General features: G+C 60.0%; 27 protein-coding genes and 1 pseudogene. 17 read left to right on the forward strand and 11 right to left on the reverse strand.

Features of this window, described 5'->3' with window-relative positions; genetic code table 11:
• The first annotated feature begins 24 nt into the window (after positions 1–24).
• The 8 genes and pseudogenes from IB144_RS20360 (at position 25) to IB144_RS20395 (ending at position 9,847) form a co-directional block, all read left to right on the forward strand.
• On the forward strand, positions 25–846 hold the full coding sequence (locus tag IB144_RS20360) for a shikimate 5-dehydrogenase (RefSeq protein WP_004178747.1): 822 nt from the start codon (positions 25–27) through the stop codon (positions 844–846).
• Positions 843–2,519, forward strand: coding sequence for an FAD-dependent oxidoreductase (locus tag IB144_RS20365; RefSeq protein ID WP_046654657.1), 1,677 nt, complete (start codon positions 843–845; stop codon positions 2,517–2,519). The genes IB144_RS20360 and IB144_RS20365 overlap by 4 nt, the downstream gene beginning before the upstream one ends.
• A gap of 13 nt (positions 2,520–2,532) precedes the next feature.
• Complete coding sequence (locus IB144_RS20370) at positions 2,533–2,853, forward strand: NIPSNAP family protein (protein ID WP_002891541.1); 321 nt, start codon at positions 2,533–2,535, stop codon at positions 2,851–2,853.
• 10 nt (positions 2,854–2,863) lie between these two features.
• A pseudogene (locus IB144_RS20375) lies at positions 2,864–4,562 on the forward strand (FAD-dependent oxidoreductase).
• Positions 4,563–4,619: 57 nt separating this feature from the next.
• Positions 4,620–5,438, forward strand: coding sequence for a sugar phosphate isomerase/epimerase (locus tag IB144_RS20380; RefSeq protein WP_002891476.1), 819 nt, complete (start codon positions 4,620–4,622; stop codon positions 5,436–5,438).
• Positions 5,439–5,448: 10 nt separating this feature from the next.
• Entirely contained in the window at positions 5,449–6,813 is a 1,365-nt protein-coding gene (locus IB144_RS20385; protein ID WP_014907979.1) for an aromatic acid/H+ symport family MFS transporter, read from the forward strand.
• Between the two features lie 331 nt (positions 6,814–7,144).
• Positions 7,145–8,323 (forward strand): Gfo/Idh/MocA family oxidoreductase, encoded by a 1,179-nt coding sequence (locus IB144_RS20390; protein WP_004191717.1) that lies wholly within the window; start codon positions 7,145–7,147, stop codon positions 8,321–8,323.
• Between the two features lie 159 nt (positions 8,324–8,482).
• Positions 8,483–9,847 (forward strand): MFS transporter, encoded by a 1,365-nt coding sequence (locus tag IB144_RS20395; protein WP_004144660.1) that lies wholly within the window; start codon positions 8,483–8,485, stop codon positions 9,845–9,847.
• A 43-nt stretch (positions 9,848–9,890) separates the two neighbouring features.
• Here IB144_RS20395 and IB144_RS20400 read toward each other — a convergent pair whose 3' ends face one another.
• Complete coding sequence (locus tag IB144_RS20400) at positions 9,891–10,382, reverse strand: YajQ family cyclic di-GMP-binding protein (protein WP_002891465.1); 492 nt, start codon at positions 10,380–10,382, stop codon at positions 9,891–9,893.
• Positions 10,383–10,573: 191 nt separating this feature from the next.
• On the opposite strand from IB144_RS20400, the gene panE reads away from it, so the two are divergent.
• The 3 genes from panE to IB144_RS20415 are packed head-to-tail and all read left to right on the forward strand — an operon-like array spanning position 10,574 to position 12,568.
• Positions 10,574–11,485: a 2-dehydropantoate 2-reductase gene (gene panE / locus IB144_RS20405; protein WP_004191719.1), complete on the forward strand. Its 912-nt coding sequence runs from the start codon at positions 10,574–10,576 to the stop codon at positions 11,483–11,485.
• Positions 11,448–12,041, forward strand: coding sequence for a protein deglycase YajL (yajL, locus tag IB144_RS20410; RefSeq protein ID WP_004893889.1), 594 nt, complete (start codon positions 11,448–11,450; stop codon positions 12,039–12,041). Before panE ends, yajL begins: the two co-directional genes overlap by 38 nt.
• Before the next feature lie 50 nt (positions 12,042–12,091).
• On the forward strand, positions 12,092–12,568 hold the full coding sequence (locus tag IB144_RS20415; protein ID WP_004893892.1) for an SRPBCC family protein: 477 nt from the start codon (positions 12,092–12,094) through the stop codon (positions 12,566–12,568).
• A gap of 66 nt (positions 12,569–12,634) precedes the next feature.
• On the opposite strand, the gene thiI is transcribed toward IB144_RS20415, so the two are convergent.
• Entirely contained in the window at positions 12,635–14,083 is a 1,449-nt protein-coding gene (gene thiI / locus IB144_RS20420) for a tRNA uracil 4-sulfurtransferase ThiI (protein ID WP_004144657.1), read from the reverse strand.
• A 181-nt stretch (positions 14,084–14,264) separates the two neighbouring features.
• Between thiI and xseB the strand changes: the two genes are divergently transcribed.
• Genes xseB through IB144_RS20440 form a run of 4 tightly spaced genes read left to right on the forward strand, consistent with a single transcriptional unit; the run spans position 14,265 to position 18,323 of the window.
• Entirely contained in the window at positions 14,265–14,507 is a 243-nt protein-coding gene (xseB, locus tag IB144_RS20425; protein WP_002891398.1) for an exodeoxyribonuclease VII small subunit, read from the forward strand.
• Positions 14,508–15,407 carry a (2E,6E)-farnesyl diphosphate synthase gene (gene ispA / locus IB144_RS20430; RefSeq protein ID WP_004144656.1) on the forward strand — a complete coding sequence of 300 codons (900 nt, stop codon included), beginning with the start codon at positions 14,508–14,510 and terminating at the stop codon, positions 15,405–15,407. It begins immediately after the preceding gene.
• 18 nt (positions 15,408–15,425) lie between these two features.
• Positions 15,426–17,288, forward strand: a complete 1,863-nt coding sequence (gene dxs, locus IB144_RS20435; protein ID WP_004144655.1) for a 1-deoxy-D-xylulose-5-phosphate synthase — start codon at positions 15,426–15,428, stop codon at positions 17,286–17,288.
• A 60-nt stretch (positions 17,289–17,348) separates the two neighbouring features.
• The gene (locus tag IB144_RS20440; protein ID WP_048265224.1) at positions 17,349–18,323 is read left to right on the forward strand and encodes an aldo/keto reductase; all 975 of its coding nucleotides are present in this window, start codon (positions 17,349–17,351) and stop codon (positions 18,321–18,323) included.
• Positions 18,324–18,368: 45 nt separating this feature from the next.
• Here IB144_RS20440 and pgpA read toward each other — a convergent pair whose 3' ends face one another.
• From pgpA to nrdR, 6 genes are all read right to left on the reverse strand, one after another.
• A complete protein-coding gene (gene pgpA / locus IB144_RS20445; RefSeq protein ID WP_004204830.1) occupies positions 18,369–18,836 on the reverse strand; it encodes a phosphatidylglycerophosphatase A in 468 nt (155 codons plus the stop codon).
• Positions 18,837–18,864: 28 nt separating this feature from the next.
• Positions 18,865–19,836: a thiamine-phosphate kinase gene (gene thiL, locus IB144_RS20450; protein ID WP_004183163.1), complete on the reverse strand. Its 972-nt coding sequence runs from the start codon at positions 19,834–19,836 to the stop codon at positions 18,865–18,867.
• Positions 19,837–19,907: 71 nt separating this feature from the next.
• Positions 19,908–20,327, reverse strand: coding sequence for a transcription antitermination factor NusB (gene nusB / locus IB144_RS20455; protein WP_002891356.1), 420 nt, complete (start codon positions 20,325–20,327; stop codon positions 19,908–19,910).
• Positions 20,328–20,346: 19 nt separating this feature from the next.
• Positions 20,347–20,817 (reverse strand): 6,7-dimethyl-8-ribityllumazine synthase, encoded by a 471-nt coding sequence (ribE, locus tag IB144_RS20460; protein WP_001021161.1) that lies wholly within the window; start codon positions 20,815–20,817, stop codon positions 20,347–20,349.
• An 87-nt stretch (positions 20,818–20,904) separates the two neighbouring features.
• The gene (gene ribD / locus IB144_RS20465) at positions 20,905–22,008 is read right to left on the reverse strand and encodes a bifunctional diaminohydroxyphosphoribosylaminopyrimidine deaminase/5-amino-6-(5-phosphoribosylamino)uracil reductase RibD (RefSeq protein WP_004144650.1); all 1,104 of its coding nucleotides are present in this window, start codon (positions 22,006–22,008) and stop codon (positions 20,905–20,907) included.
• 3 nt (positions 22,009–22,011) lie between these two features.
• Positions 22,012–22,461: a transcriptional regulator NrdR gene (gene nrdR / locus IB144_RS20470; RefSeq protein WP_002890417.1), complete on the reverse strand. Its 450-nt coding sequence runs from the start codon at positions 22,459–22,461 to the stop codon at positions 22,012–22,014.
• A gap of 147 nt (positions 22,462–22,608) precedes the next feature.
• Here nrdR and IB144_RS20475 point away from each other — a divergent pair, with 147 nt between their 5' ends.
• Together IB144_RS20475 and IB144_RS20480 are read left to right on the forward strand one after the other, a co-directional pair.
• On the forward strand, positions 22,609–23,148 hold the full coding sequence (locus tag IB144_RS20475) for a DUF3251 domain-containing protein (RefSeq protein WP_002890414.1): 540 nt from the start codon (positions 22,609–22,611) through the stop codon (positions 23,146–23,148).
• 298 nt (positions 23,149–23,446) lie between these two features.
• Positions 23,447–24,331: a nucleoside-specific channel-forming protein Tsx gene (locus IB144_RS20480; RefSeq protein ID WP_002890412.1), complete on the forward strand. Its 885-nt coding sequence runs from the start codon at positions 23,447–23,449 to the stop codon at positions 24,329–24,331.
• Positions 24,332–24,385: 54 nt separating this feature from the next.
• Here IB144_RS20480 and IB144_RS20485 read toward each other — a convergent pair whose 3' ends face one another.
• The 3 genes from IB144_RS20485 to secF all read right to left on the reverse strand — a co-directional run bounded on the left by IB144_RS20485 (position 24,386) and on the right by secF (position 26,578).
• On the reverse strand, positions 24,386–25,081 hold the full coding sequence (locus IB144_RS20485; protein WP_016529544.1) for a YafY family protein: 696 nt from the start codon (positions 25,079–25,081) through the stop codon (positions 24,386–24,388).
• A 23-nt stretch (positions 25,082–25,104) separates the two neighbouring features.
• Entirely contained in the window at positions 25,105–25,470 is a 366-nt protein-coding gene (locus IB144_RS20490) for a VOC family protein (RefSeq protein ID WP_002890404.1), read from the reverse strand.
• Between the two features lie 136 nt (positions 25,471–25,606).
• Positions 25,607–26,578, reverse strand: coding sequence for a protein translocase subunit SecF (gene secF, locus IB144_RS20495; RefSeq protein WP_002890403.1), 972 nt, complete (start codon positions 26,576–26,578; stop codon positions 25,607–25,609).
• Positions 26,579–26,582: the final 4 nt, after the last annotated feature.

The following is a 26,582-nucleotide window of genomic DNA, read 5'->3' on the forward strand; positions in this document are numbered from 1 at the left end:
TTCATTTAACAAATGAGGTTTGAAATGGTCAGTGGAACTACCCAGGTTGTCGCCGTGATTGGTCATCCGATCGCCCAGGTGAAATCACCGGATAACTTCAACCGCTACTTTGCCGAACAGCACATGGACAGCGTCATGATCCCGGTGGATATCGTCCCGGACGCGGTGGCCGCCTACCTTAACGCTCTGCGCGGCTGGCAGAACATGACCGGCGTGCTGGTGACGGTACCGCATAAACAACGCGCCGCCGCGCTGGTCGACGACCTCACGCCGCGCGCCCGCCGACTCAACGCCGTCAATGTGATCCGCAAGCTGGCGGATGGCCGCCTGCAGGGCGATATGCTGGACGGCGTCGGCTTTCAGCTCGCCGCCGAAGCGCAGGGTTTTCAGCCGGCAGGTAAGCAGGCGCTGCTCTCCGGTTGCGGCGGCGTCGGCAGCGCCATCGCCTGGGGACTGTGCGAGGCGGGGATCCGTCGGCTGGCCCTGCACGATCAAACCCCGGCCACCCGGCAGCGCCTGCATGACCTTCTGGCTGAGGCCTTTCCGGCGGTGCAACTGAGCGCGCTGCCAGACACCCTTTACGGCCTCGATCTACTGGTTAATGGCTCACCGGCCGGCATGGCCGGATTTGATGAGCTGCCTCTACCGCAGGCGCTTCTGGATACGCTCGACAGCACCACTCATGTGGCCGACGTTGTCACCGCCCCGGTGATGACGCCGTTGCTCACTTTCGCCGCCGCCCGTGGTTGCAAAGTACAGACCGGGCCGGAAATGGCGCTGGCGCAGATGAGGCTGATGGGCCAGTTTATCGGCGCCATCCCGCAGGCGCAGGGAGCGGCGGCATGAAGAGCTGGGATGTGATCGTCATCGGCAGCGGCGCGGCCGGTTTTGCCGCCGCGGTCACCGCCTGCTGTAAAGGGCTGTCGGTGCTGATGCTGGAGAAAGCCGGCCAGTTCGGCGGCACCTCGGCCATCTCCGGCGGCGCCGTGTGGCTGCACGATACCGACCAGGCGCGCGCCGAGGGCAAAAGCGGTAGCGCCGAGGCGATGAAAACCTACCTGCGAACCATTATCGGCGAGGGCCAGTACCGTGAAGATCTCGCCGAAGCGTTTGTCAGCGCCGGGCGGGAGGCGCTGGCCTTTCTCGAGCGTGAGGGGGCAGTAAAGTACAGCCTGCGTCCGCTCTCGCCCGATTACTATCCGGATGAACCCGGCGCAGTCGACGTCGGGCGCGCGCTGGAGGTGGTGGAGTATGACGGCCGTGAACTGGGGGACGCGTTTCGCGACCTGCGTTCGCCGCCGCCGGGGATGTTGCTGTTTGGCGGGATGATGGTCAACCGCGTCGATATTCAACATTTTCTCGACATGCGCCGCTCGCTGCGCTCCCTGGCCCATTGCACCCGGCTGCTGCTGCGCTATGCCCGCGACCGGGTGAAGTACCCTCGCGGCACCCGCCTGGCGATGGGCAATGCGCTGATAGCCCGCATGGCGACAACGGCGCTGCGTAAAGGCATGAACCTGCGGCTGAATGTCAATGTTCTGGCGCTGTGCGAAGCGCAAGGCGCGGTCCACGGGGTGGAGATTGAGTATCAGGGGCAAAGAGAGACGCTGCACGCCCGCCGCGGGGTGGTGCTGGCCGCAGGCGGCTTCGCCGCGGGCGCGCTGGCGGCGCGCTATCGGCCACATACCCGCGAACACTTCACCATGTCGCCGCCGGCCAACGATGGCGCCGCGCTGCATCTCGCGGCGGCGCTTAACGCTCGCGAGGGAGCCGATCGGCCATCCAACTTTTTCTGGGCGCCGGTATCGGTGCTGACCCGGGCCGACGGCAGCGAGGAGCGCTTCCCCCATCTGGTAACCGATCGCGCAAAACCGGGCGTGATTGCCGTCAATCAGCGGGCGGTACGCTTCGTCAACGAGTCCAGTTCCTATCACCATTTCGCCAGCGCAATGCAGGATGCAGCGGAAAATGCCCCCTGTTTTTTACTCTGCGACGCCCAGGCGATGAAGCGTTATGGCCTCGGACTGGCGCGCCCGGCGCCGGTCAATAATGACGCCCTGGTCGCCGCTGGCTATCTGCACAAAGCCGATACCCTGGCCGCGCTGGCGCAACAGCTTGGTCTGGATGCCCAAGCCCTGAGCAAAACGGTAGCCCGCTACAACCGCGACGCCGCGCAGGGCGTGGATCGGGAATTTGCTAAAGGCGGCAACAGCTATAACCGGGCGATGGGCGATCCGGGCCATCAGCCTGACGCCTGTAATGCCCCCCTGCTCAGCGCGCCGTTCTATGCCATCAAACTTTATACCGGCGATCTGGGGACCTCACGGGGCCTGGTCACCACCGCCGATGCCCAGGTCGTCAATACCGAAGGACACCCCATCCCGGGGCTGTACGCGGTGGGAAACGACATGGATTCGCTGATGGCCGGCACCTATCCGGGCCCCGGCATCACCCTCGGCCCGGGGCTGACGTTTGGCTATCTCGCCGCCTGCCATCTGGCACAACACTCCACCCACTAATCAGGAAAACATCATGATCTACGAAAAACGCACGTACACCATCAATCCGCTGAAAATGGCCGACTGGCTGGCGCTGTACCAAAGCGATGCCCTGGCGGTGCAAACCGACCATCTCGGCCAGCTAATCGGCTTCTTTTTTACCGAGATCGGCGTGGTCAATCAGGTAGTGCACATCTGGGCTTATGAAAGCCTGGACGATCGTCTGGTGCGCCGCGCGCGGATGGCCCAGGACGAACGCTGGCAGACCTTCTCGCGTAAAAATCGCGAACTGGCCGCCGTGGAACGCCTCGAGTCGGTGCTGATGCGCCCCACCGCTTTTTCACCTCTGCAGTAAGGAGTCCAACATGAGCGGGCCTGTGAAGGTGGATGTGCTGGTGGTCGGCTCCGGCGCCGCGGGGCTCTCTGCCGCGGTGACTGCGGCGATGCACGGCGCCAGCGTCATGGTGGCGGAGAAAGCGTCAGTGCTCGGCGGAACCAGCGCCTGGTCCGGCGGCTGGCTGTGGATCCCCCGCAACCCGCTGGCGCGGGCGGAGGGCATCGACGAAGCAGCCGACGCGCCGCTGACCTATCTGCAGCATGAGATGGGGGGCGAAGCCGCCGATATTCGTCTGCAAACCTTCCTGCGTTACGGGCCGGAGATGGTGGAATTTTTCCATCAGCGGACGGCGGTGCAGTTTCTCTCGGGCAGCGCCATGCCGGACTTTCACCCGTCGCCGGGTGCGGCGAACGGTGGGCGGTCGGTCACCGCCCAACCCTACGATGGCCGCCTGCTCGGCGACTGGCTCCATCGCCTGCGTCCGCCGCTGGAGACCATTAGCATGGGCGGGATGGGCATCGCCGGCGGCGCGGATATGGCGCATTTTTTCAATGCCACCCGCTCGCCGCGCTCCGCGCTGTATGCTGCCCGCCGCCTGCTGCGCCACGGCTGGCAGCGGCTACGCGCCGGACGGGGGCAGCATCTGGTCAATGGCAATGCGCTGGTCGCCCGTCTGCTGCGATCCGCCCTCGACGCCGGCGTGCGTTTTCAGCTCAATGCCCCGGTGGTCCGGCTGCTGCAGGGTCCGCCGGGCGTGTCCGGCGCGGTGCTGCGCAGCGACGGCGGGGAGATTCACGTCGAAGCTGGCGCCGTGGTGCTGGCCTGCGGCGGTTTTCCCCACGATCGCCAGCGGCTGGCGCAGGTGGTGCCCCACGCGGCGGAGGGTTACGGCCATTTCTCCGCCGCACCGCCGGACAATCAGGGCGAGGGGATCAGGCTTGGCGAATCCGTCGGCGGCCAGTTCGACACTTCCCTGCGCCACCCGCTGGCCTGGGCGCCGGTGTCCCGCGTCACTCTGGCCAGCGGCCAGCAGCTAATGTTTCCTCATCTGGTGGAGCGCGCCAAACCCGGGGTGATCGCCGTTCTGCCCAACGGCAAACGTTTTGTTAACGAGGCCGACTCTTATCATGACTTTATCGCCGCCCTGCTGGCGGCCACACCCGCGGGCGACACGCCACAGGCGTGGCTGCTGGCCGATCGTCGTACGCTGCGTCGCTACGGCCTGGGCCACGCCAGACCGTTCCCGTTCACCCCCACCGCCTGGCTGCGTACCGGCTATCTGCAGCGAGGAAACACCCTGGCGGAGCTGGCGAAGCAGTGCGCTATCGACGCCAATGCGCTGGCGGAAACCGTTGAACGCTTTAACCACTTCGCCAGCACTGGCGAAGACGTCGATTTTCACCGCGGGGCATCAGCCTATAACCGCGCCCAGGGTGACCATCAGGTGACGCTCGGACCGCTGCGCGAAGGGCCGTTCTACGCGGTGCGCATTCTGCCCGGCTCGCTGGGCACCTTCAGCGGATTGCAAACCGACGAACACGCCCGGGTGCTGGATGAACAGCAGCAGCCGATACCGGGTCTGTACGCCATCGGCAACGACATGTCGAGCGTGATGCGCGGCTATTACCCCAGCGGAGGGATCACCCTCGGGCCCGCCATGACCTTCGGCTATCTGGTGGGTAAAAACCTGGCAAAAAAAAACAAATATAAACAATAACATAACTTGATTTCCACGAATGGATGCACCCTAACTCTCTTCACCTGCAACTGTACCGGAGCCCTTTATGAACAAGCGTACCCTATCGCTCGCCGCGCTGACCCTGCTCGATGTCCCTCCCCCCGAACAGGTGCGGATTGCGGCCAGAACCGGTTTTACCCACGTTGGGCTGCGACTGCTCCCCGCCACACCGACCGACCCGGACTACGACATGCTGGGCGATACCCCGGCCGTCCGGGCGACGCTCGCCGCGTTGATGGAAACTGGCATCCGCGTGTCGGACGTGGAGATCGTCCGCCTGACCCCCGGGTTTACCCTCGACGATCGGCTGCAGCGTTTTATGGAGACCGCCGCGCGTCTTGGCGCCGGACAGGTGTTAGTCGCCGGCAATGATGACAACCTTCAGCGCAGCGCTGACAACCTCGCCATCCTCGCCGCGGCCGGTCGTCCATTTGGGCTGACCATGAATCTTGAGCCGATGCCCTGGACCCAGTTGCGCAACATCGCCGCAGCGCAAGCACTAATCGCCGCCAGCGGGCGGGAAGACATCGGCATTCTGGTGGACGCTCTCCATTTCTGGCGCGCGGGAGAATCGCTCGCCGCCCTCTCCAGCCTGCCCGCGCATCATCTCAACTATATGCAACTCTGCGATGGCGCGGCGCAGAGGCCGGAGAGCGAGCAGGAACTTATCCGCCAGGCCCGCTCGGCGCGCAACGTGCCGGGGGAAGGCGGTCTGGATCTGCATGGTCTGATGTCGGCCCTGCCGGCGACGCTGCCGGTCTCTCTCGAAGTGCCGCTTGACGGCGAGCAAGGCGCCCTGCCGCCTCTTCAGCGGGCGCAGTTACTGTTCGATGCCGCGCAGCCCTACCTGCGCGCCTGCGCATAAGGAATACGCTATGACACAGACTCAACGCCTGGATGTCAGAGAGTTAATAAATCGTAACCCGCTGAGCCGATTTCAGAAGCTGATTATATTTCTCGGCTTTTGCGTCATCGCTCTCGATGGTTTTGATATCGCGATCATGGGCTTTATCGCCCCGACGCTAAAGCTGGAATGGGGGGTAAGCAACCACCAGCTGGGTCTGGTGATCAGCGCCGCGCTGATCGGCCTCGCGCTGGGGGCGATTTTCTCCGGCCCGCTCGCCGACTGGCTGGGACGTAAGAAAATCATCATCAACAGCGTTTTCTTCTTCGGTTTCTGGACCATCGCCACCGCCTTCTCGCACAACGTAGAACAGATGATGTTCTTTCGCTTTATGACTGGCCTCGGGCTGGGCGCCGCGATGCCGAATATCGGGACGCTGGTGTCGGAATACGCCCCGGAACGCCAGCGTTCATTTATTATCACCGTCATCTTTTGCGGCTTCACCTTCGGCGCGGCGGCGGGAGGATTTTCGGCATCGTGGCTGATCCCCCAGTTTGGCTGGCACTCGCTGATGGCGCTCGGCGGTATTCTGCCGCTGCTGTTTGCCCCCCTGCTCATCTGGCTGCTGCCGGAATCGGTTCGTTTTCTGGTGATCAAACAAGCGCCCGCGGCGCGCATACGCGCCATTCTTAACCGTCTCTATCCCGGACAAATCAGCGACAATGTGACGTTTATCCTGCCGGCGCAGCCAGCGGCCGGCAACGCGATGCGCATTGTCCTCTCCCGCCAGTACGGTTTCGGCTCGCTGATGCTATGGCTGGTCTACTTTATGGGGCTGTTCCTGGTCTATATCCTCGGCAGCTGGCTGCCAACGCTGGTTAAAGCGGTAGGAATGACCGTTAGCCAGGCGGCCATCATGACGGCGATCTACCAGGCGGGCGGCACCCTCGGCTCGTTGTTTGCCGGCTGGCTGATGGACAGGATCAACCCCCATCGCGCGCTGGGGATAATCTACGCCGTTGGCGGCCTGTTCACCATGGCGATGGGCTACGCCGCGGGCAGCTTTGCCTTGCTCTGTATGCTGGCGTTTATCAGCGGCGCCTGCCTGAACGGCGCGAATACCGGCATGAACGCCCTCTCCGCCCGCTACTACCCTACACAGGCGCGGGCGACGGGCTCCAGCTGGATGCACGGCGTCGGGCGCATCGGCGCCATTCTCAGCGCCTTTGCCGGCGCCGAGATGATGGCGCTCAACCTGCCCTTTGAAAGCGTCTTTTTGATCCTCGGCATCCCGGCAGCCCTCACCGTCGCAGGCCTGGCGGCGAAGGGCATCTTTGCGGCCGGTCATCCTGCCGTCGCTTCAACTTCCCCCGCGTCTGTGCGCGGAGCGTCATAGCGGCATCTGGTTCCCGGTGCAATCGGCGGATTGCACCGCCTTCAGCAGCTAATAAAGAAAATTTATTTCATATTTTTTTGAAACGAAAAAACGCCCGCAACAATCTGGACGACTCCGGCAGGCGATATCCCGCCCTCACCTTTTCAACCAAGCGCAAAAGAAACTATCGCTAATTCGATCCCCCTCGCATATATGGAAAATAAATTCCACAACACAATTGAAACAGAACAAACATTTCCTTAAGTTGAAGTCAGTCTATCCGGATGCGCGTTGCCGCAGGCGTCGGCATTGAGCGCCTCAGAGTGCAAATGATTTCAAAAAGGAGAGCACCATGTTAAACGGCCTGAAACCCTTATCCCGTTCCCTGCGCTGGGGCATGGTCGGCGGCGGGGGAACCAGTCAGATCGGCTACAGCCACCGCTGTGCGGCGCTGCGTGACAATGTTTATACCCTGCTGGCCGGCGCGCTTGACGTCGATGCCGAGCGCGGGCGCGCGTTCGGTGAGCAACTGGGCATCGCGCCGGAGCGCTGCTACGCCGACTACCAGACCCTGTTTCGCGAAGAGGCGCAGCGCCCTGACGGGATCGAGGTCGTCTCGGTCACCACCCCGAACAATACCCATTTCGCCATTACCAAAGCGGCGCTGGAGGCGGGACTCCACGTTATCTGCGAAAAGCCCCTCTGCTTTACCGCCGAAGAGGCGCGCGAGCTGGTGGATCTGAGCAAAAAACAGAACAAAATCGTCGGCGTCACCTACGGCTATGCCGGCTATCAGATGATCCAGCAGGCGCGGCAGATGATTGCCGATGGACTGCTCGGCGAGATCCGCATCGTTAACATGCAATTCGCCCACGGCTTCCATAACCAGGCCGTCGAGCTGCAGGCAGAATCCACCCGCTGGCGAGTAACGCCGAAGTTTGCCGGGCCCAGCTATGTGCTTGGGGATCTGGCCACCCATCCGCTGTTTGTCGCCGAGACCATGGCGCCGCAGCTCAATATCAAACGGCTGATGTGCTCCCGTCAGAGCTTTGTTCCCTCCCGCGCGCCGCTGGAAGATAACGCCTTTGTCCTGATGGAATATGACAATGGCGCGGTTGGCTCGATGTGGACCAGCGCGGTCAACAGCGGCGCCATGCACTCGCAAAAAGTGCGCATCGTCGGCGAAAAAGCAAGCATCGAATGGTGGGATGAGCATCCTAACCAGCTCAGCTATGAGGTGCAGGGCGAGCCGGCGCGCATTCTGGAACGTGGGATGCCCTACCTGTCGCCGAACGCGCTGGCGGATGACCGCATTGGCGGCGGCCATCCGGAAGGGCTGTTCGAAGCCTGGGCCAACCTCTATCGCCGCTATGCGCAGGCGATTGACGCCACGGACCGCGACGATCGCGCCTTCCTGCAAGACTTCTGGTATCCGGACGTCGAAGCCGGGCTGCACGGCGTCTATTGGGTAGAGCAGTGCGTCAAATCGGCTGACGCTGGCAGCCAGTGGGTTGACTTTACTTTACCTTAATTTTCCCCCTCGCCAGTGGAGTCCCCCTCCACTGGTTTATTGATTTTTACCAACTTGTCGCATCGCGCAACAGCCCCGTAATATCTGTTAAACAAACATTTATTTACGCTTCTTACCCCCCGCCGCTACACTAGGCGCAGTTTTTATATTGAGGTGGTAATGAACGATAACAAAATGACGCCAGGGGAACTGCGCGCGACCTGGGGTTTGGGGACAGTATTCTCCCTGCGCATGCTTGGCATGTTTATGGTCCTGCCGGTTCTGACCACGTATGGCATGGCGTTGCAGGGTGCCAGTGAAGCGCTGATTGGCCTGGCGATCGGTATCTACGGCCTGGCGCAGGCGGTGTTCCAGATCCCCTTCGGACTGTTATCTGACCGTATTGGCCGTAAGCCATTGATCGTCGGCGGCCTGCTTATCTTCGTGCTCGGCAGCGTCATCGCCGCGCTCACCGACTCCATCTGGGGCATCATTCTTGGCCGCGCCCTGCAGGGCTCCGGCGCCATCGCCGCCGCGGTTATGGCCCTGCTGTCCGATCTCACCCGCGAACAGAACCGCACCAAAGCGATGGCCTTTATCGGCGTCAGCTTCGGCGTCACCTTCGCCATCGCCATGGTGCTGGGGCCGATTGTCACCCACCAGCTGGGTCTGCACGCGCTGTTCTGGATGATCGCCATCCTGGCGACCGTCGGCATCCTGCTCACCCTGTGGGTGGTGCCCAACAGCCATAACCATGTCCTTAACCGCGAATCCGGGATGGTGAAGGGCTGCTTTAGCAAGGTGCTGGCGGAGCCGCGCCTGCTGAAGCTTAACTTTGGCATCATGTGCCTGCACATTATGCTGATGTCCACTTTTGTCGCCCTGCCCGGACAACTGGAGGCCGCCGGCTTCCCGGCCGCCGAGCACTGGAAGATTTACCTGGTCACCATGGTTATCTCGTTCATCTCGGTGGTGCCGTTTATCATCTACGCCGAAGTGAAGCGCAAGATGAAGCGCGTCTTCCTGCTCTGCGTCGCCATCCTGCTGATTGCGGAAATTGTCCTCTGGGGCGCCGGAGGCTACTTCTGGGAGCTGGTGGCGGGCGTTCAGCTCTTCTTCCTGGCGTTTAACCTGCTGGAAGCGCTGCTGCCGTCGCTAATTAGCAAGGAGTCTCCGGCGGGCTACAAAGGCACCGCGATGGGCGTCTACTCCACCAGCCAGTTTCTCGGCGTGGCGATTGGCGGCGCGCTTGGCGGCTGGGTCGATGGTTTCTTTGATTCGCAAACCGTGTTTCTGCTGGGCGCCCTGCTGGCGATGCTGTGGCTGCTGGTGGCCAGCACCATGAGCGAGCCGCCGTACGTCAGCAGCCTGCGGGTGGAGGTGCCGGACGGCGTGGTGGTCGACAGCGCGCTGCAGGCGCGTCTGCTGAGCGCCAGCGGGGTTCATCAGGCGCTGGTGGTACCCGAGGAGCGTTCGGTGTATATCAAAATCGACAGCAAGGTCACCAACCGCTTCGAGATAGAGCAGCTCATCAAAGGGGTATAAAAAAAGCGGGGAATTCCCCGCTTTTTGCTGTCTGCCCGCCGCCTTAGTCGCGGAAGTTTTTGAACTGGAACGGCTGTCCCAGATCGCCACCGCGCACCAGCGCCATCACCGACTGCAGATCGTCGCGGGACTTACCGGTCACGCGGATCTCTTCACCCTGAATCTGGGCCTGCACTTTCAGCTTGCTGTCTTTGATCAGTTTAACGATCTTCTTCTGCACCGCGCTTTCAATGCCCTGCTTCAGCTTCGCTTCAACAAACCAGGTTTTACCGCTGTGCACGATATCTTCCGGTACGTCGAGGGAGGTGCCTTCAATGCCGCGCTTGAGCAGCTTGGCGCGCAGGATATCCAGCAGCTGGTTCACCTGGAAGTCAGACTCGCTCAGCACTTTAATGGTCTTGTTGGCGTCGTTTAATTCAAAAGTGGCTTCAACGCCACGAAAATCAAAACGCGACTCGACTTCGCGGCTCGCGTTGTCCACCGCGTTACGGGCTTCCTGAAGATCAACTTCAGAGACAATATCGAAAGATGGCATCTTTTCCTCTCCTTCCGTTTCTTTTGCGTTGCATAATACCTGCAACGCGGCATAACTCAACTTGTTATCCCGGAAGCTTAGCTGATTACGCAACGCTCGCGCTATTTTCCCCGTGATGTCCGACGATGCGAAAAGCGACGAGATAGACTTTAGCCATCAGCGCCTGGGATAGCGGCAGATGAGGAGGAACAATGAAAGTAACCGTACTGGGATGCGGTGCGCTGGGACAACTATGGCTGACCGCGTTGTACAAACAGGGACATGAAGTCCAGGGCTGGCTGCGCGTACCGCAGCCATTCTGTAGCGTCAACGTCATTGAAACCGATGGCTCAGTGTTCAACGAATCGCTGACGGCCAACGACCCCGATTTTCTCGCCAGCAGCGAGCTGCTGATCGTCACCTTAAAGGCCTGGCAGGTGTCGAATGCGGTAAAGCACCTGGCCGGGATCCTGCCGGACACCACGCCAATTGTGCTGATTCATAACGGCATGGGCACCGTCGAGGAGCTGCGCGGCGTGAAACAGCCGTTGCTGCTGGCCTCCACGACCCAGGCGGCGCGGCGCGATGGGAATGTCATCATCCACGTTGCCCAGGGCACCACGCATATCGGACCGGCAAAAAGCTACGAGGGGGACTACAGCTATCTCGCAGAAGTTCTGCAGAGCGTGCTGCCGGATGTCGCCTGGCATAACAATATCCACTCGGCCATCTGGCGCAAGCTGGCGGTTAACTGCGTGATTAACCCTCTGACCGCGCTCAAAGGGTGTAAAAACGGCGATCTGCGCGACTATACGCAGGAAGTTGCGGCCATTTGTCGCGAGGTGGCGGCGGTGATGGAGCGCGAAGGTATTCATACCTCGGCGGAAAACCTGCTATTTTATGTCGAACAGGTAATTGAAAGTACGGCAGAAAATATCTCTTCCATGCTGCAGGACGTTCGCGCCCAGCGGCATACAGAGATCGACTACATCACCGGTTTTCTGCTCAACCGCGCCCGCGCCCACGGCGTCGCCGTACCGGAAAACGCCCGCTTATTTGAATTGATCAAGCGTAAGGAGAATGAATATGAGCGCGTCGGCACTGATTTGCCTCGCCCCTGGTAGCGAAGAGACCGAAGCGGTCACCACTATCGACCTGCTGGTCCGCGGCGGAGTAAAGGTGACCACCGCCAGCGTCGCCAGCGACGGCGGCCTGACCATCGTCTGTTCGCGCGGCGTCAAACTGCTGGCGGATGCGCCGCTGGTCGAGGTGGCCGATGGTGATTTCGATATCATCGTCCTCCCGGGCGGTATCAAGGGCGCAGAGTGCTTCCGCGACAGCACGCTACTGGTGGAAACCGTCCGCCAGTTTCATCTCTCTGGGCGCATTGTGGCCGCCATCTGCGCCGCCCCGGCGACCGTGCTGGTACCCCATAATCTGTTCCCGATCGGCAACATGACCGGTTTTCCGGCGCTGAAGGAACATATCCCCGCCGAGCAGTGGCAGGATAAAAGAGTGGTCTGGGATCCGCGGGTGAATCTGTTAACCAGCCAGGGTCCGGGGACTTCGATTGATTTCGCCCTGAAAATGATCGATCTGCTGGTGGGGCGCGAGAAAGCGTATGAGGTCGCCTCACAGCTGGTGATGGCCGCTGGCATCTATAATTACTACGAAGCCTGATAGCCGGTCCGCGCCGCGGGCTGGCTCCCCTTTTCCTGAGGAGTCGCAGCATGTCCCGGAGCGCAACCGATTCTCGCGATCTTGTAATCAGCCGCCTGCTCAGCGCGCCCACCCCAGCCCTGTGGCGCGCGTGGGCCGACCCGGCATTACTCCGAACCTGGTGGTGCCCTAAGCCCTGGCAAACCGAGGTTCTGGCCTTTGATTTTCGCGCCGGCGGGGCCTTTCACACCGTGATGCACGGGCCTGACGGTGAACGCAGCGATAACCCCGGCTGTTTTCTTGAGGTTATCCCGCAACAAAAAATCGTCATGACCTCGATGCTGACGGCGGATTATCGCCCCGCCGTTTCCCCCTTCGCGATGACGGCCATCATCACCTTTGCCGATGAACAGGTCGGGTGTCGCTATACGGCTACGGTGCTGCATGCCGATGATGAAACCCGCGAGCAGCATGAGCAGATGGGATTTTTCGAGGGCTGGAATATTGTCATCGATCAGCTCAATGACCTGGCGCTGACCCTGCGCTAATACACTCCCCTGCCAATAGTAAAAAGGCCTTCCATTAGGGAAGGCCTTTTGCATCATAACAACCTGTTACGGGCGATAAACTTTCACGTTGTTGAAGCCCTGCTCGCGCAAATAAAGCGCCTGCAGACGGCTCATCACCCCGCGCTCGCACCACAGCAGCCAGGTTTTGCTCTGATCGAGATCGCCAAATTTGGTGCTTAGCTTGTAGAACGGCAGGGAAACAACTTCAACCCCCTCGACCTTCAGCGGCTTGTCTTCCTGCTCGTCGATGGAGCGAATGTCGAGGATCGCGTCATTGGCGCCAAAGCCGGTCACGGTTTCCACTTCCACCACCGTCTCTTCTGTCTGCTGGGCGATCTCGCGGATATCGATATTGCTCGCCTCTTCCACCACTTTATCAAGGATGCTGAAATCGAAGTGTTCTTCTTCCGCTTCAATCTTCGCCTTCACCGCCTTCACGGTCGGGCTCTTGGAGATCACGCCGCAATATTCCGGCATGGTGCGGGCAAAATCTTCCGTGCCGATCTCACGCGCCAGGTCGATGATGTGCTCTTTATCGTGCGAAATCAGCGGGCGCAGGATCAGAGTATCGGAGACATTATCGATCAGGCGCAGGTTAGTGAGGGTCTGACTGGAGACCTGGCCGAGCGCTTCGCCGGTGACCAGCGCCTGCACGCCATAGCGTTCCGCGACTTTTGACGCGGCGCGGACCATCATGCGCTTGAGCACGACGCCCATCTGGCCGTCGTCCACTTTTTCAAGGATTTCGCCGACTACTGGCTCAAAGTTAATCGCCACAAAGCGAACGCGGTGTGAGCTGCCGAAGCGGTTCCACAGATAATGCGCAACCTGGCGGACGCCAATCTCATGGGCGGCGCCGCCAAGGTTAAAGAAGCAGTAATGAACGCGGCAGCCGCGGCGCATCAGCATGTAGCTGGAGACGCCGGAGTCAAAGCCGCCGGAGATCAGCGACAGCACATCTTCCTGGGTGCCGATCGGGAAACCGCCGATGCCTTCATAGCGGCCTTTCACCAGCAGCAGGCGATCGTTTTCAATCTCGAGATTGACGGTGACGTCCGGGTCGGTCAGCTTCACGCGCGCCGTTTCAATATGCTGATTCAGACCGCCGCCGACGTAGCGTTCCACTTCAATTGAGGTGAATTCATGTTTGCCGCGACGCTTCACTCGCACGCAGAAGGTTTTGCCTTCCAGCGCCTCGCGCCACAGCGGCAGCGTCTGCTCGAAAATATCGTGCAGCGAGGTGAACGGCACGTCTTCGACTTCCAGAATATGGTGGATGCCGGGGATACGGGTCAGCGCATCGCGAATAGCCGGGCGCTGATTTTCATCTTTCGCGCGAACTTCGATATGATCCCAATGACGGACGACGGCCAGCGTCTCATCATAGTTTTTGAGAACGTTACGAATGTTCCCGGTTAAGATTTTAATGAAGCGCAACCGCACAGATTGGCTTTTGATGGTGATTTCCGGGAACAATTTAATGATAAACTTCATAGCGACAATAGTTCGTTGGCAAGCCCGACGGGGCTATAAGCAAAAGTTGTAAAGCAGCGCACACCGGTGCCTGCATCCTGGGCGCGGAGTATATCACCATTGCGCGTTATTTGCTTACACGCGTGACTTCGTTACCATACCCGGTATTGCCGTCGCGACATAACAAGAGTCTACATTCACTATGCCAAAGAAAAATGAGGCCCCGGCCAGCTTTGAAACTGCTCTGGGCGAACTGGAGCAGATCGTTAACCGTCTGGAAAGCGGCGATTTGCCGTTAGAGGAAGCGCTAAGCGAATTTGAGCGCGGCGTACAGCTGGCGCGCCAGGGGCAAAGTCAGCTGCAGAAGGCCGAACAGCGCGTGCAGATCCTGCTGGCGGATAGTGAAGATTCCCCGACCACGCCTTTTACGCCGGACGCTGAATAAATGGATTTCCCGCAACAATTGCAGGCCTGTGTGGAACAGGCAAACGAAGCGCTGCGCCGTTTCATCGCCCCGCAGCCCTTTCAGAACACTCCGCTGGTGGAAGCGATGCATTATGGCGCATTGTTAGGTGGTAAACGCCTGCGTCCCTTCCTTGTCTACGCCACCGGCGAGATGTTCGGCGTGTGCCGTACCACGCTGGATGCTCCTGCCGCGGCGGTCGAATGCATTCATGCCTACTCCCTGATGCATGATGATTTGCCGGCGATGGATGATGACGATCTGCGCCGCGGCCTGCCGACCTGCCATATTAAATTTGGCGAAGCCAACGCAATTCTTGCGGGAGATGCCCTGCAAACGCTGGCGTTCTCTATACTGAGTGATGCGCCGATGGTCGACGTTCCTGACCGGGACCGGCTGGCGATGGTTTCCGAACTGGCGCAGGCCAGCGGCGTGGCGGGCATGTGCGGCGGCCAGGCGCTGGATCTGCAGGCCGAGGGACAGCAGGTTGATTTACAGGCGCTGGAGCGTATCCACCGCCACAAAACGGGCGCCCTGATCCGCGCCGCCGTCCGGATGGGAGCCCTGAGCGCCGGCGAACGCGGCCGCGCTGCCCTGCCCGCGCTGGATCGCTATGCGGAAAATATCGGTCTTGCCTTCCAGGTCCAGGATGACATTCTCGACGTGGTAGGGGATACTGCGACCCTTGGCAAACGTCAGGGTGCCGACCAGCAATTGGGTAAAAGCACCTATCCCGCCCTCCTGGGTCTTGAGCAAGCCCGGAAGAAAGCGCACGACCTGATCGCTGATGCCCGCCGGTCGTTAGATGAGCTGGCCGCACAATCTCTGGATACTTCGGCACTGGAAGCGCTCGCGAATTACATTATTCAGCGCGATAAATAAACAAAAAATGAGTCTCTGATGAGTTTTGATATTGCCAAATACCCGACCCTGGCGCTGGTAGATTCCACCCAGGAGTTGCGCCTGTTGCCAAAAGAGAGCCTGCCGAAGCTATGTGATGAGCTGCGGCGCTATCTGCTGGACAGCGTCAGCCGTTCCAGCGGTCACTTTGCCTCTGGCCTCGGCACGGTGGAACTGACCGTGGCGCTGCACTACGTGTATAACACGCCGTTCGATCGCCTGATCTGGGACGTCGGCCATCAGGCCTACCCGCATAAAATTCTGACCGGTCGCCGGGACAAAATCGGCACCATTCGTCAGAAAGGCGGCCTGCATCCCTTCCCGTGGCGCGGTGAAAGCGAGTATGACGTGCTGAGCGTCGGTCACTCCTCCACTTCCATTTCCGCGGGTATCGGGGTGGCTATCGCCGCCGCGAAAGAGGATAAGCAGCGGCGCGCGGTGTGCGTCATTGGCGACGGGGCGATCACCGCCGGCATGGCGTTTGAGGCGATGAACCACGCCGGGGATATCAAACCCGACCTGCTGGTGGTGCTGAATGACAATGAAATGTCGATTTCCGAGAACGTCGGCGCGCTGAACAATCATCTGGCGCAGCTGCTCTCCGGTAAGCTCTACTCCACCCTGCGCGAAGGGGGCAAAAAGGTCTTCTCCGGGGTGCCGCCGATTAAAGAGCTGCTTAAGCGTACCGAAGAGCATATCAAAGGGATGGTGGTGCCGGGCACGCTGTTTGAAGAGCTGGGCTTTAACTACATTGGCCCGGTGGATGGCCATGACGTGCTCGGTCTGGTCAGCACGCTGAAGAACATGCGCGACCTGAAAGGCCCGCAGTTCCTGCATATTATGACCAAAAAAGGCCGCGGCTATGAGCCCGCCGAGAAAGACCCGATCACCTTCCATGCGGTGCCAAAATTCGACCATACCAGCGGCGTACTGCCCAAAAGCAGCGGCGGCCTCCCTTCCTACTCGAAAATCTTCGGCGACTGGCTGTGTGAAACGGCGGCCAAAGACAACAAGCTGATGGCGATCACGCCGGCGATGCGCGAAGGTTCAGGGATGGTGGAGTTTTCGAAGAAATTCCCCGATCGGTACTTTGACGTCGCCATTGCCGAGCAGCATGCGGTCACCTTCGCCGCCGGGCTGGCGATTGGCGACTACAAGCCGGTGGTGGCGATCTACTCCACCTTCCTGCAGCGAGCCTACGATCAGGTGATCCACGATGTGGCTATCCAGAAGCTGCCGGTGCTGTTTGCTATCGACCGCGCCGGGATCGTCGGCGCAGACGGCCAGACGCATCAGGGAGCGTTCGATCTCTCCTTCCTGCGCTGTATTCCGGATATGGTGGTAATGACCCCGAGCGATGAAAATGAATGTCGCCAGATGCTGTACACCGGCTACCACTACAGCGACGGCCCCTGCGCGGTGCGCTATCCGCGCGGTAGCGGCACCGGCGCGACGCTCGAGCCGCTGGCATCGCTGCCGATCGGCAAAGGGGTGGTGAAACGTCAGGGCGAGAAAATAGCGATCCTCAACTTTGGCACCCTGCTGCCGGAAGCCGCGGCGGTAGCGGACAAACTCAACGCCACCCTGGTGGATATGCGCTTTGTGAAGCCGCTGGATACCGCGCTGATCCTCCAGCTGGCCGGCGAGCACGACGCGCTGGTGACGCTGGAAGAGAACGCCATCATGGGCGGCGCCGGCAGCGGCGTGAACGAAGTGCTGATGGCCCACCGCCGGGCGGTACCGGTGCTCAATATTGGCCTGCCGGATTATTTTATTCCTCAGGGCACTCAGGAAGAGATCCGCGCCGACCTCGGCCTTGATGCCGCCGGTATTGAAGCCAAAATCCGCGACTGGCTGGCATAATTGCCCCTTCCGCTCCTGCTATGCTTAAGGGATACCCTTGATGAATAGCAGGAGCGCACTATGCACTATATCCCCCTCGGTGATACTGCCTTACGTGTTTCCCGACTCTGCCTCGGCTGCATGACCTTCGGCGAGCCGGACCGCGGCAGACACGCCTGGACGCTTCCGGAAGAGAGCAGCCGCCCGCTTATCCAGCACGCCATTGAAGGCGGCATCAACTTCTTCGATACCGCAAATAGCTACTCCGACGGCAGCAGCGAAGAGATCGTTGGCCGCGCCCTGCGCGACTTTGCCCGCCGCGACGAGGTGGTTGTCGCCACCAAGGTGTATCACCAGGTCGGCGATCTGGCGGAAGGACTTTCCCGGGTGCAGATCCTGCGCTCCATCGACGACAGCCTGCGCCGTCTCGGGATGGACTATGTCGACCTGCTGCAGATCCACCGCTGGGACTATACCACCCCGATTGAAGAGACGCTCGAAGCGCTGGACGAGGTGGTGAAAGCCGGCAAAGCGCGCTATATCGGCGCCTCGTCCATGCATGCCCGACAGTTTGCCCAGGCGCTGGCGCTCCAGCAGCAGAACGGCTGGGCGCGCTTCGTCACCATGCAGGATCACTACAACCTGATTTACCGGGAAGAAGAGAATGAGATGCTGCCCCTGTGCCAACGTAACGGCGTAGCGGTGATCCCATGGAGTCCGCTGGCGCGCGGCAGGCTAACCCGCCCCTGGGGTGAGACCACCGCCCGGCTGGTCTCAGATGAGTTCGGCAAATCGCTGTACAGCACCAGTGAAGAAAACGATGCGCAGATCGCCGGGAATCTCGCGGACGTGGCGGAAGAACTCGACGCCAGCCGCGCCCAGGTCGCCCTCGCCTGGCTGTTAAGCAAACCCGGCGTCGCCGCGCCGATTATCGGCCCGTCGCGTCAGGAACAGCTCGATGATCTGCTGCAGGCGGTGGATTTGACGCTCTCCCCGGAACAGATCGACAAGCTGGAGGCGCCGTATCAGCCGCATCCGGTGGTGGGATTTAAGTGAAGGGCGTGGTTTCCCCGGCAGCGTAGCGTTGCCGGGGAGAGGCGGTTAAAGCAGACCGATGGGCCAGTGATGGCCAATGACGTACAGCACGCCAGCGGAGATCACGCCGGCGACGATGTCGTCGACCATAATCCCCATTCCGCCGTGGATATTGCGATCAAACCAGCGAATCGGCCACGGCTTCCACATATCGAAGATACGGAAAATCACGAAGCCGGCGGCCACCCACTGCCAGTCCAGGGTCGGCAGCGCCATCAGGGTGATCCACATCCCGACGAACTCGTCCCAGACGATGCTGCCGTGGTCATGGGTGCCCATATCTTTGGCCGTGCGATGGCACAGATAGACGCCGATACAGATGCTCATCATCACCACCAGCGAGTAAAGCTGCCAGGGGAGAAAGGTCATCAGATACCAGAACGGGATCGCCGCCAGCGAGCCCATCGTCCCCGGCACCACCGGGCTTAAGCCGCTGCCAAAACCGGTCGCCAGCAGATGCCACGGATTACGCATGCTCAGGCGGCTAAGCGCCTCGTCTCGACTACGCAAAGTGATCGTATCCCTTTAAATCAAGCGCGACCGGCTTACCGTCGCGGATAAACTGCAGCCCTTCGCTCTCCGGCGCAATCTGTCCGATACAGGTAAAACGCGCGCCAAGATGGCCAAGAGCCACGTCCAGCGCCCCGCGGTTCAGCTCCGGTACGGTAAAGCACAGCTCGTAATCTTCCCCGCCGGCGAGCGCCCAGCGCAGCGCCTGCTCAGAATCAACCTGGCGCAGTATCGCGTCGGAATACGGCATGGCATCGAGATCGATGCGCGCGCCGCAGCCGCTGGCTTTGAGAATATGGCCCAGATCGGAGATCAGGCCGTCGGAGAGATCGATAGCCGATGTCGCCAGGTCACGCAGCGCCTGGCCCTGCAGCACGCGCGGCATCGGCCGCAGATGACGGGCCAGCAGGTAGTCGGCGTCAGACGGTTCATCCACCGTTAGACGATTCTGCAGTACCGCCAGACCGGCGGCGCTGTCTCCCGGAGTGCCGGTAACATAGATCCAGTCCCCCGGCTTCGCGCCAGCGCGTTTCATGGCGCGTCCCGGCGGCACAAAGCCGTGGATACCCAGCGTCATGGAGAGCGGGCCACGGGTAGTGTCGCCGCCAATCAGTTGCATATCGTAATAGTCCAGCTGGACAAACAGGCTGTCGCTGAAGGCTTCCAGCCAGACTTCATCCACCTCCGGCAAGGTCAGCGCCAGCGTGAGCCACGCCGGCTCCGCGCCCATCGCCGCGAGGTCGCTCAGGTTCACCGCCAGCGCTTTATAAGCGAGGTCGGCAGGGTCGATATCGGGTAAGAAGTGATTGCCCGCCACCAGGGTGTCGGTGCTGATTGCCAGCGTTTTTTTCTCGGGAATATGCAGGAGCGCGCAGTCATCGCCGATGCCGGTTTCAACATCAAGGCGGGCGCTTTTAACGCGATCAAAATAACGGGCAATCAGGGAGAATTCGCCGCATGCCATACGTTATGCCTCAGCAAAATAATAAATAAGGCCGGGCTGCGAGGCGACCCTCGCAAAACCCGGCCTGCAGTTTACTTCTTGTGGGGACGAATTACCGGAGCCGCTTTGTCCAGCACGCCGTTAACGAACTTGTGGCTATCTTCAGCGCCGAAGGTTTTCGCCAGTTCGATAGCTTCATTGATGGCCACTTTATACGGTACGTCATCACGTTTGGACAGCTCAAACAGCGCGATACGCAGCACCGCTTTTTCAACCTGGCCCAGCTCTTCCAGCTGGCGGGACAGGTAGGGCTTCATCAGGCCGTCGAGGTACGCGCTGTTAGTCGCCACTCCGGACAGCAGTTCGCGGAAATACAGAACATCAACATCTTTTACGTCCTGTTCCGCCAGGAACTGGTATTCGACATCAGCGATGTCGTTGTGGGACAACTGCCAGGAGTAGAGCGCCTGAACGGCACACTCACGGGCGCGGCGACGAGCAGCAGGTTTCACGGAATTCCCCTTACAAAAATCAGGCCTTGATGGCTTTCAATACGTTAATCATTTCCAGCGCGGTCAGCGCAGCTTCTGCACCTTTGTTACCGGCTTTGGTGCCAGCGCGCTCAATGGCTTGTTCAATACTTTCAGTGGTCAGAACACCAAAGGCTACCGGGATTTCGCTGTCCTGAGCGACATGCGCCAGGCCATTGCTGGCACCGCCTGCCACATATTCAAAGTGGGCGGTACCGCCGCGAATCACCGTCCCCAGCGCGATCACCGCGTCATATTTACCGGTTTTCGCCAGTGCGCCAGCCGCCAGCGGCAGCTCATACGCGCCTGGAACCCAAACGACGGTGATGTTTTCATCTTTTACCTGACCAATGCGTTTCAGGGCGTCAATCGCGCCTTCCAGCAGGCTGTCATTGATAAAGTTGTTGAAACGCGCAATGGTGATGGCGACGCGAGCGTCCGGGGTAGCAACGTTAGCTTCAATAATGTTCATACTCTTCCTTCGGGTTCATGTGCCCCGCAAGGGGGGCGGATTTTATCATATTATTCTGAGCGCTGCTTCCTAATAATCAGGAAAGCCTCACGCAGTGGTTAAATGCAGGCAGACATCCGGGCCAACCTGACGTATCTCATTGAATTTAAAATGGGGGGCCTGGCTCAGCTCTTCAAGCCCCGGCAGCGCGCATAATCCACGCGCCGCATTGCCTAACAGTTTAGGCGCAATATAGACGATAAGCTCGTCGACCAGACCCGCCTGCAGCAGCGCCCCGGCAAGCGTGGCCCCTGCCTCAACCCAGACGCTGTTGATCTGCTGTTTGCCGAGCAGCATCATCAGCAGCACCAGATCGAGATGGCCGTTATGCTCCGGAACCAGCAGCGTGCGGGCGCTTTCCGGCCACTGCCGTTCATCGGCGCGCAGGCGGGCAAACAGCGTTTCCCCCGCCTGCTGCACAATACGATGCTCAGGCGTGACGCGGTTCTGGCTGTCGATGACGACGCGCAGCGGCTGGCGCAAATTCTCTTCGGGATAAAGCGCCTGGGTATCGGCGCTCAGCTCCTGCCAGCGCACGGTCAGCGCCGGATCGTCCGCCAGCACGGTGGCGCTGCTGGTCAGGATGGCATGGCTCTGGGCGCGCAGACGCTGCACGTCGCGTCGCGCCTGCGGGGAGGTGATCCACTGGCTTTCGCCGCTGGCCATCGCCGTGCGGCCGTCCAGCGAGGCGCCCAGCTTCAGCTGCACCCAGGGAAAACCGGTGCGCATCCGCTTCAGAAAGCCCTTATTCAGCGCTTCCGCTTCGTTCATCATCAGCCCATGGCTGACCTCAATGCCGGCCTGCTGCAGGCGATACAAACCGCGCCCCGCCACCTGCGGGTTCGGATCCTGCATCGCGGCGACCACGCGGCTGACGCCGGCGGCAATCAGCGCATCGCAGCATGGCGGCGTACGGCCATGGTGGCTGCAGGGCTCAAGAGTGACGTAGGCGGTGGCGCCGCGCGCCTTTTCGCCAGCCATGCGCAGGGCGTGCACTTCAGCATGCGGCTCGCCGGCGCGATAGTGAAACCCCTCGCCGACGATCTCGCCGTCTTTCACAATGACGCAGCCGACGTTAGGGTTAGGATGGGTAGTAAAGCGACCGCGCGCGGCAAGCTTCAGCGCACGCGCCATGTACATTTCGTCCTGCATGGCTTAGTCCTGTAAGCGGGCGATCTCTTCGCCGAATTCTTTAATATCTTCGAAGCTGCGATAGACCGACGCGAAGCGAATATAGGCGACTTTATCCAGCTTTTTCAGCTGCTCCATCACCAGGTTGCCGATCATTTTGCTGGCCACTTCACGCTCGCCGGTGCCGCGCAGATGAGTCTTGATATGGTTGACCGCCATTTCCACGTCGTCGGCGCTAACCGGACGTTTCTCCAGCGCTTTCAGCATCCCGCTGCGCAGCTTGTCTTCGTTGAAGGGTTCGCGCACATCGTTACTCTTCACCACCCGCGGCATCACCAGCTCCGCCACTTCGAAGGTGGTAAAGCGTTCGTTACAGACCAGGCACTGCCGACGGCGACGCACGGAAGAGCCTTCCCCCACCAGACGAGAGTCGATCACTTTGGTATCCACGGCGAAACAGAAAGGGCAATGCATAGCGCGTCCTGACAGGTAGTTAAACTGAAGAGTAGTTTACCGCGAAGTGACCGGACTACAAAGAAAGAGCTTTTGAGACAAAGGATCTATGGGAGATGAGGCCGGTTTGGCTACCATTAAGCATCCTCTGTAAACGGAATCCTGACCATGACAAGACGTTACCTGAAGCTCGCCATCGCGGGCTGCCTGTTCACCCTGACCGCCTGCGCCCAGCAAAGCGAAATCCGCCAGATGCACCAGAGCGTGAGTACGCTGAGCCAGGAGATGACCCAGCTCAACCAGCAAACGATCAAAATCACCCAGCAAAACGCGCTGAACGCCAAATCCACCCGCGGCGTCTATCTGCTGCCGGAGGCCAAGACCCCGGCGCGGCTGGAGAGCCAGATCGGCACCCTGCGCATGTCGGTGGGCAGTATTACCCCGGATGGCGATGGGTCACGCCTGACCTTACGCATTCAGGGCGAATCCAACGATCCGCTGCCGGCCTTTACCGCCACCGTCGCTTCCGGACAGATCACCGGCACCACCCACAGCTATCAGGAAGTCAATGTTCAGGATCAGCTGATTAGCGCGCCGGCCAGCACCCTCGCCCCCAGCGATGTCGATATCCCGTTGCGCCTCAATGTAACGCCAGATAAAGTCGGTTTTATTCGCGTACACGATATCCAGCCCGCCGCCGCCCAGTAAGCCTTCAGCCGGGCCTGCCCCGCCCGGCTACCTCCTGCCCCGTCTTTCTTATCCACTTACAACTTTTCGCAAGAGTTCATTAGAAATCGTTCTGCAGCGCGATTTTCAGTAGCATTTTGTCAAGAAATGCATAGAATCGTGAACGCAATCGATTACGCATGTTCTGGTTATGTGAAACAACACGTATTTTTGTGAGCAATGATTCCTATAATAGACCCCCACAGAAAGACGAAATATTTAGAAACGCTTCGGCACTTCTTTTAACGCCTTCAGGCTCAATTTAAACAGTGGCATTACTATGAAAAAAACATTACTGGCAGCGGGTGCGGTTGTGGCGCTCTCCACTACTTTTGCCGCGGGCGCGGCAGAAAACGACAAACCGCAGTATCTGTCTGACTGGTGGCACCAGAGTGTTAACGTGGTGGGCAGCTACCACACCCGTTTTGGACCGCAGATCCGTAACGATACCTACCTGGAATACGAAGCGTTCGCCAAAAAAGACTGGTTTGATTTCTACGGCTATATTGATGCCCCGGTATTCTTCGGCGGCAACAGCACGGCAAAAGGTATCTGGAACAAAGGTTCCCCGCTGTTTATGGAGATCGAACCGCGTTTCTCTATCGATAAGCTGACCAATACCGACCTGAGCTTCGGGCCGTTCAAAGAATGGTATTTCGCCAACAACTACATCTACGATATGGGCCGCAACGACTCCCAGGAGCAGAGCACCTGGTATATGGGTCTGGGTACCGATATCGATACCGGCCTGCCAATGAGCCTGTCGCTGAACGTCTACGCCAAGTACCAGTGGCAGAACTACGGCGCCTCCAACGAAAACGAATGGGACGGCTATCGCTTCAAAGTGAAATACTTTGTGCCGCTGACCGACCTGTGGGGCGGTTCGCTGAGCTACATCGGCTTCACCAACTTCGACTGGGGTTCTGACCTCGGCGATGACAACTTCTACGATCTGAACGGGAAGCACGCGCGCACCAGCAACTCTATCGCCTCCAGCCACATCCTGGCGCTGAACTACGCGCACTGGCACTACTCTATCGTCGCCCGTTACTTCCATAACGGCGGCCAGTGGGCTGATGATGCGAAGCTGAACTTCGGCGATGGTCCGTTCAGCGTTCGCTCGACCGGCTGGGGTGGTTACTTCGTGGTCGGCTACAACTTCTGATTGCTGATACAGCAAGACAGCGCCCGGGCCGCAGCTCCTGCTGCCCGGGCTTTTTTATTTCTCCCGCACCTCGCACCGGACCTTGCGCAGAAAATCGCTTAACGAGCGGTCGGCGCACTCGCTGAATCGACGTTCGGTCCTTCTGACCTCCAGACAACGGTCGAGGCGAAAATTGCGGTAATCATTGCGCAGTTCGCACCAGGCCACCAGCAGCCAGCGCTCCCCCCAGAAAAACAGCCCCAGGGGCAGCACGTCGCGCTCGGTCACCCGGCCTGTCTCATCCTGATAGCGCAGCTGCAGCACCTGCTGGCCGGAGACCGCCTGATGAATGACGTCAAAATGGGTTTTAGCATAGCGATGGGCGCCGAAATCGGGGGCAAACAGGCGAGTCTGCTCCGCCTGGCGCCGACGCGCCTCCGGCAGGATCGCCAGCATTTTTTCCTGGGCGGACTCCAGCGACTGCGACAGCGCCTCACCGCCCCAGGTTTTTAGCAGCCGAATCGCAGCGATCAGCGCCTCGGATTCTTTGGTGGTCAGCATCAGCGGCGGCAGATCGTAGCCCGCCAGCAGCCGGTAGCCGCTGCCCGCTTCGCCCTCCACCGGTACGCCGGAGAGGGAGAGATCGCGAATATCGCGATAGACGGTACGCTCCGACACGCCCAGCCGCTCCGCCAGCAGCGCGGCGGTAGTGAGCCGCCTGCCGCGCAGGATCTGCACAATCTGAAATAAACGGTCGGCGCGTCGGGTCATGTCTCACTTCACAAAAGTTAAGGTTAAGCCGGCTGGTGCAGGCCGACGCGGTTGCCCTCGCTGTCGGTAAACAGGGCGATGGTGCCAATATCATTCGGCAGCGTCAGCGGGCCGAAGACACAGGCCCCACCCGCCGAGGCAACGCGCTCCAGCGTGGCGGCAAGATGATCAGTATGCAGATAAATAATAGCGCCCTGCGCCGAGGGCGCGATACCTTCAAATTTGGCCAGCGCGCCGCCGGGGGCCGGATCCTGATGCGGGAACACCGCCAGCTCGGCGCAGTCCATGGTTTCGCGACGCAGCGACACTTGCATCACCGGCTCATAAAACGCGACGGCGCGATCCATATCGGCGACCGGAATTTCAAACCAGTTAATCACGTTGTTCATACTTCCTCCTGCTCGTTAGTGAGTTCAGAGGCAGTGTATGGGAGGGCTCCTGACAGCATACTGTCAGCAGGTTTTGTCGCGGGCAAAAAAATCCCGGCCGCAAGGGCCGGGATAGCTTTATCTCAACTGAACCGGATTACGGCAGAATAGACGGCTGATCCGCCCCTTCTTTCTCAACCTTCTGCTGGATCAGATGCTCGCGCTTCATGCCCAGCTTCAACGCCAGCGCGGAGGCGACGTAGATAGAGGAAGCCGTACCGATGGAAACACCGATCAGCATGGTCAGCGAGAAGCCTTCCAGAATCGGGCCGCCGAACAGGAACAGCATCAGGATCACCATCAAAGTGGTACCAGAGGTGATCAAGGTACGGTGCAGCGTCTGGGTCAACGACACGTTAAAGATCTCATACGGCGTACCGCGGCGGATCTTACGGAAGTTTTCACGGATACGGTCCGATACCACGATACTGTCGTTCAGCGAGTAGCCGATAACCGACATCAACGAGGCCACGATGGTCAGGTCGATCTCGATATGGAACAGCGACAGCACGCCCATGGTGATCACCACGTCGTGCGCCAGGGCGATAACCACCCCGGCGGCCAGACGCCATTCGAAGCGGAAGCCGACGTAGATCAGGATACAGACCAGCGCCGCAATCAGCGCCAGGGCGCCGGTTTGCGCGAGGTCCGCCCCGACGCTCGGGCCGACAAACTCAATACGCTTCACTGCCGCATTCTGGCTGGTCGATTCGTTAATCACCGTCACGACCTTGCTGCCCAGCTCCTGGCTGCCGTTGGCGTCATGCACCGGCGGCATACGTACCATGATGTCGCGGCTGCTGCCAAAGTTCTGCACCTGCGGCTCTTCAAAGCCCGCTTTCTGCAGGGAATCGCGCATCTGGTCCAGATCGACCGGTTTCTCAAGGGTAATTTCAATCACCGTACCGCCGGTGAAATCGAGCCCCCAGTTAAACCCGCGAACGCCGATGATGGCGATCGACACAATCAGCAGAAAACCTGAAATGCCGAAGGCCCAGTAGTCCCAGCGCATAAAGTCCCAGACTTTACGGCCGTGGTTCAATTGTTCAACAGTATATTCCTGTGCCACAACG

It is taken from the genome of Klebsiella sp. K4 (assembly GCF_014596785.2).
In the GTDB taxonomy this organism is placed as follows: domain Bacteria; phylum Pseudomonadota; class Gammaproteobacteria; order Enterobacterales; family Enterobacteriaceae; genus Klebsiella; species Klebsiella pneumoniae.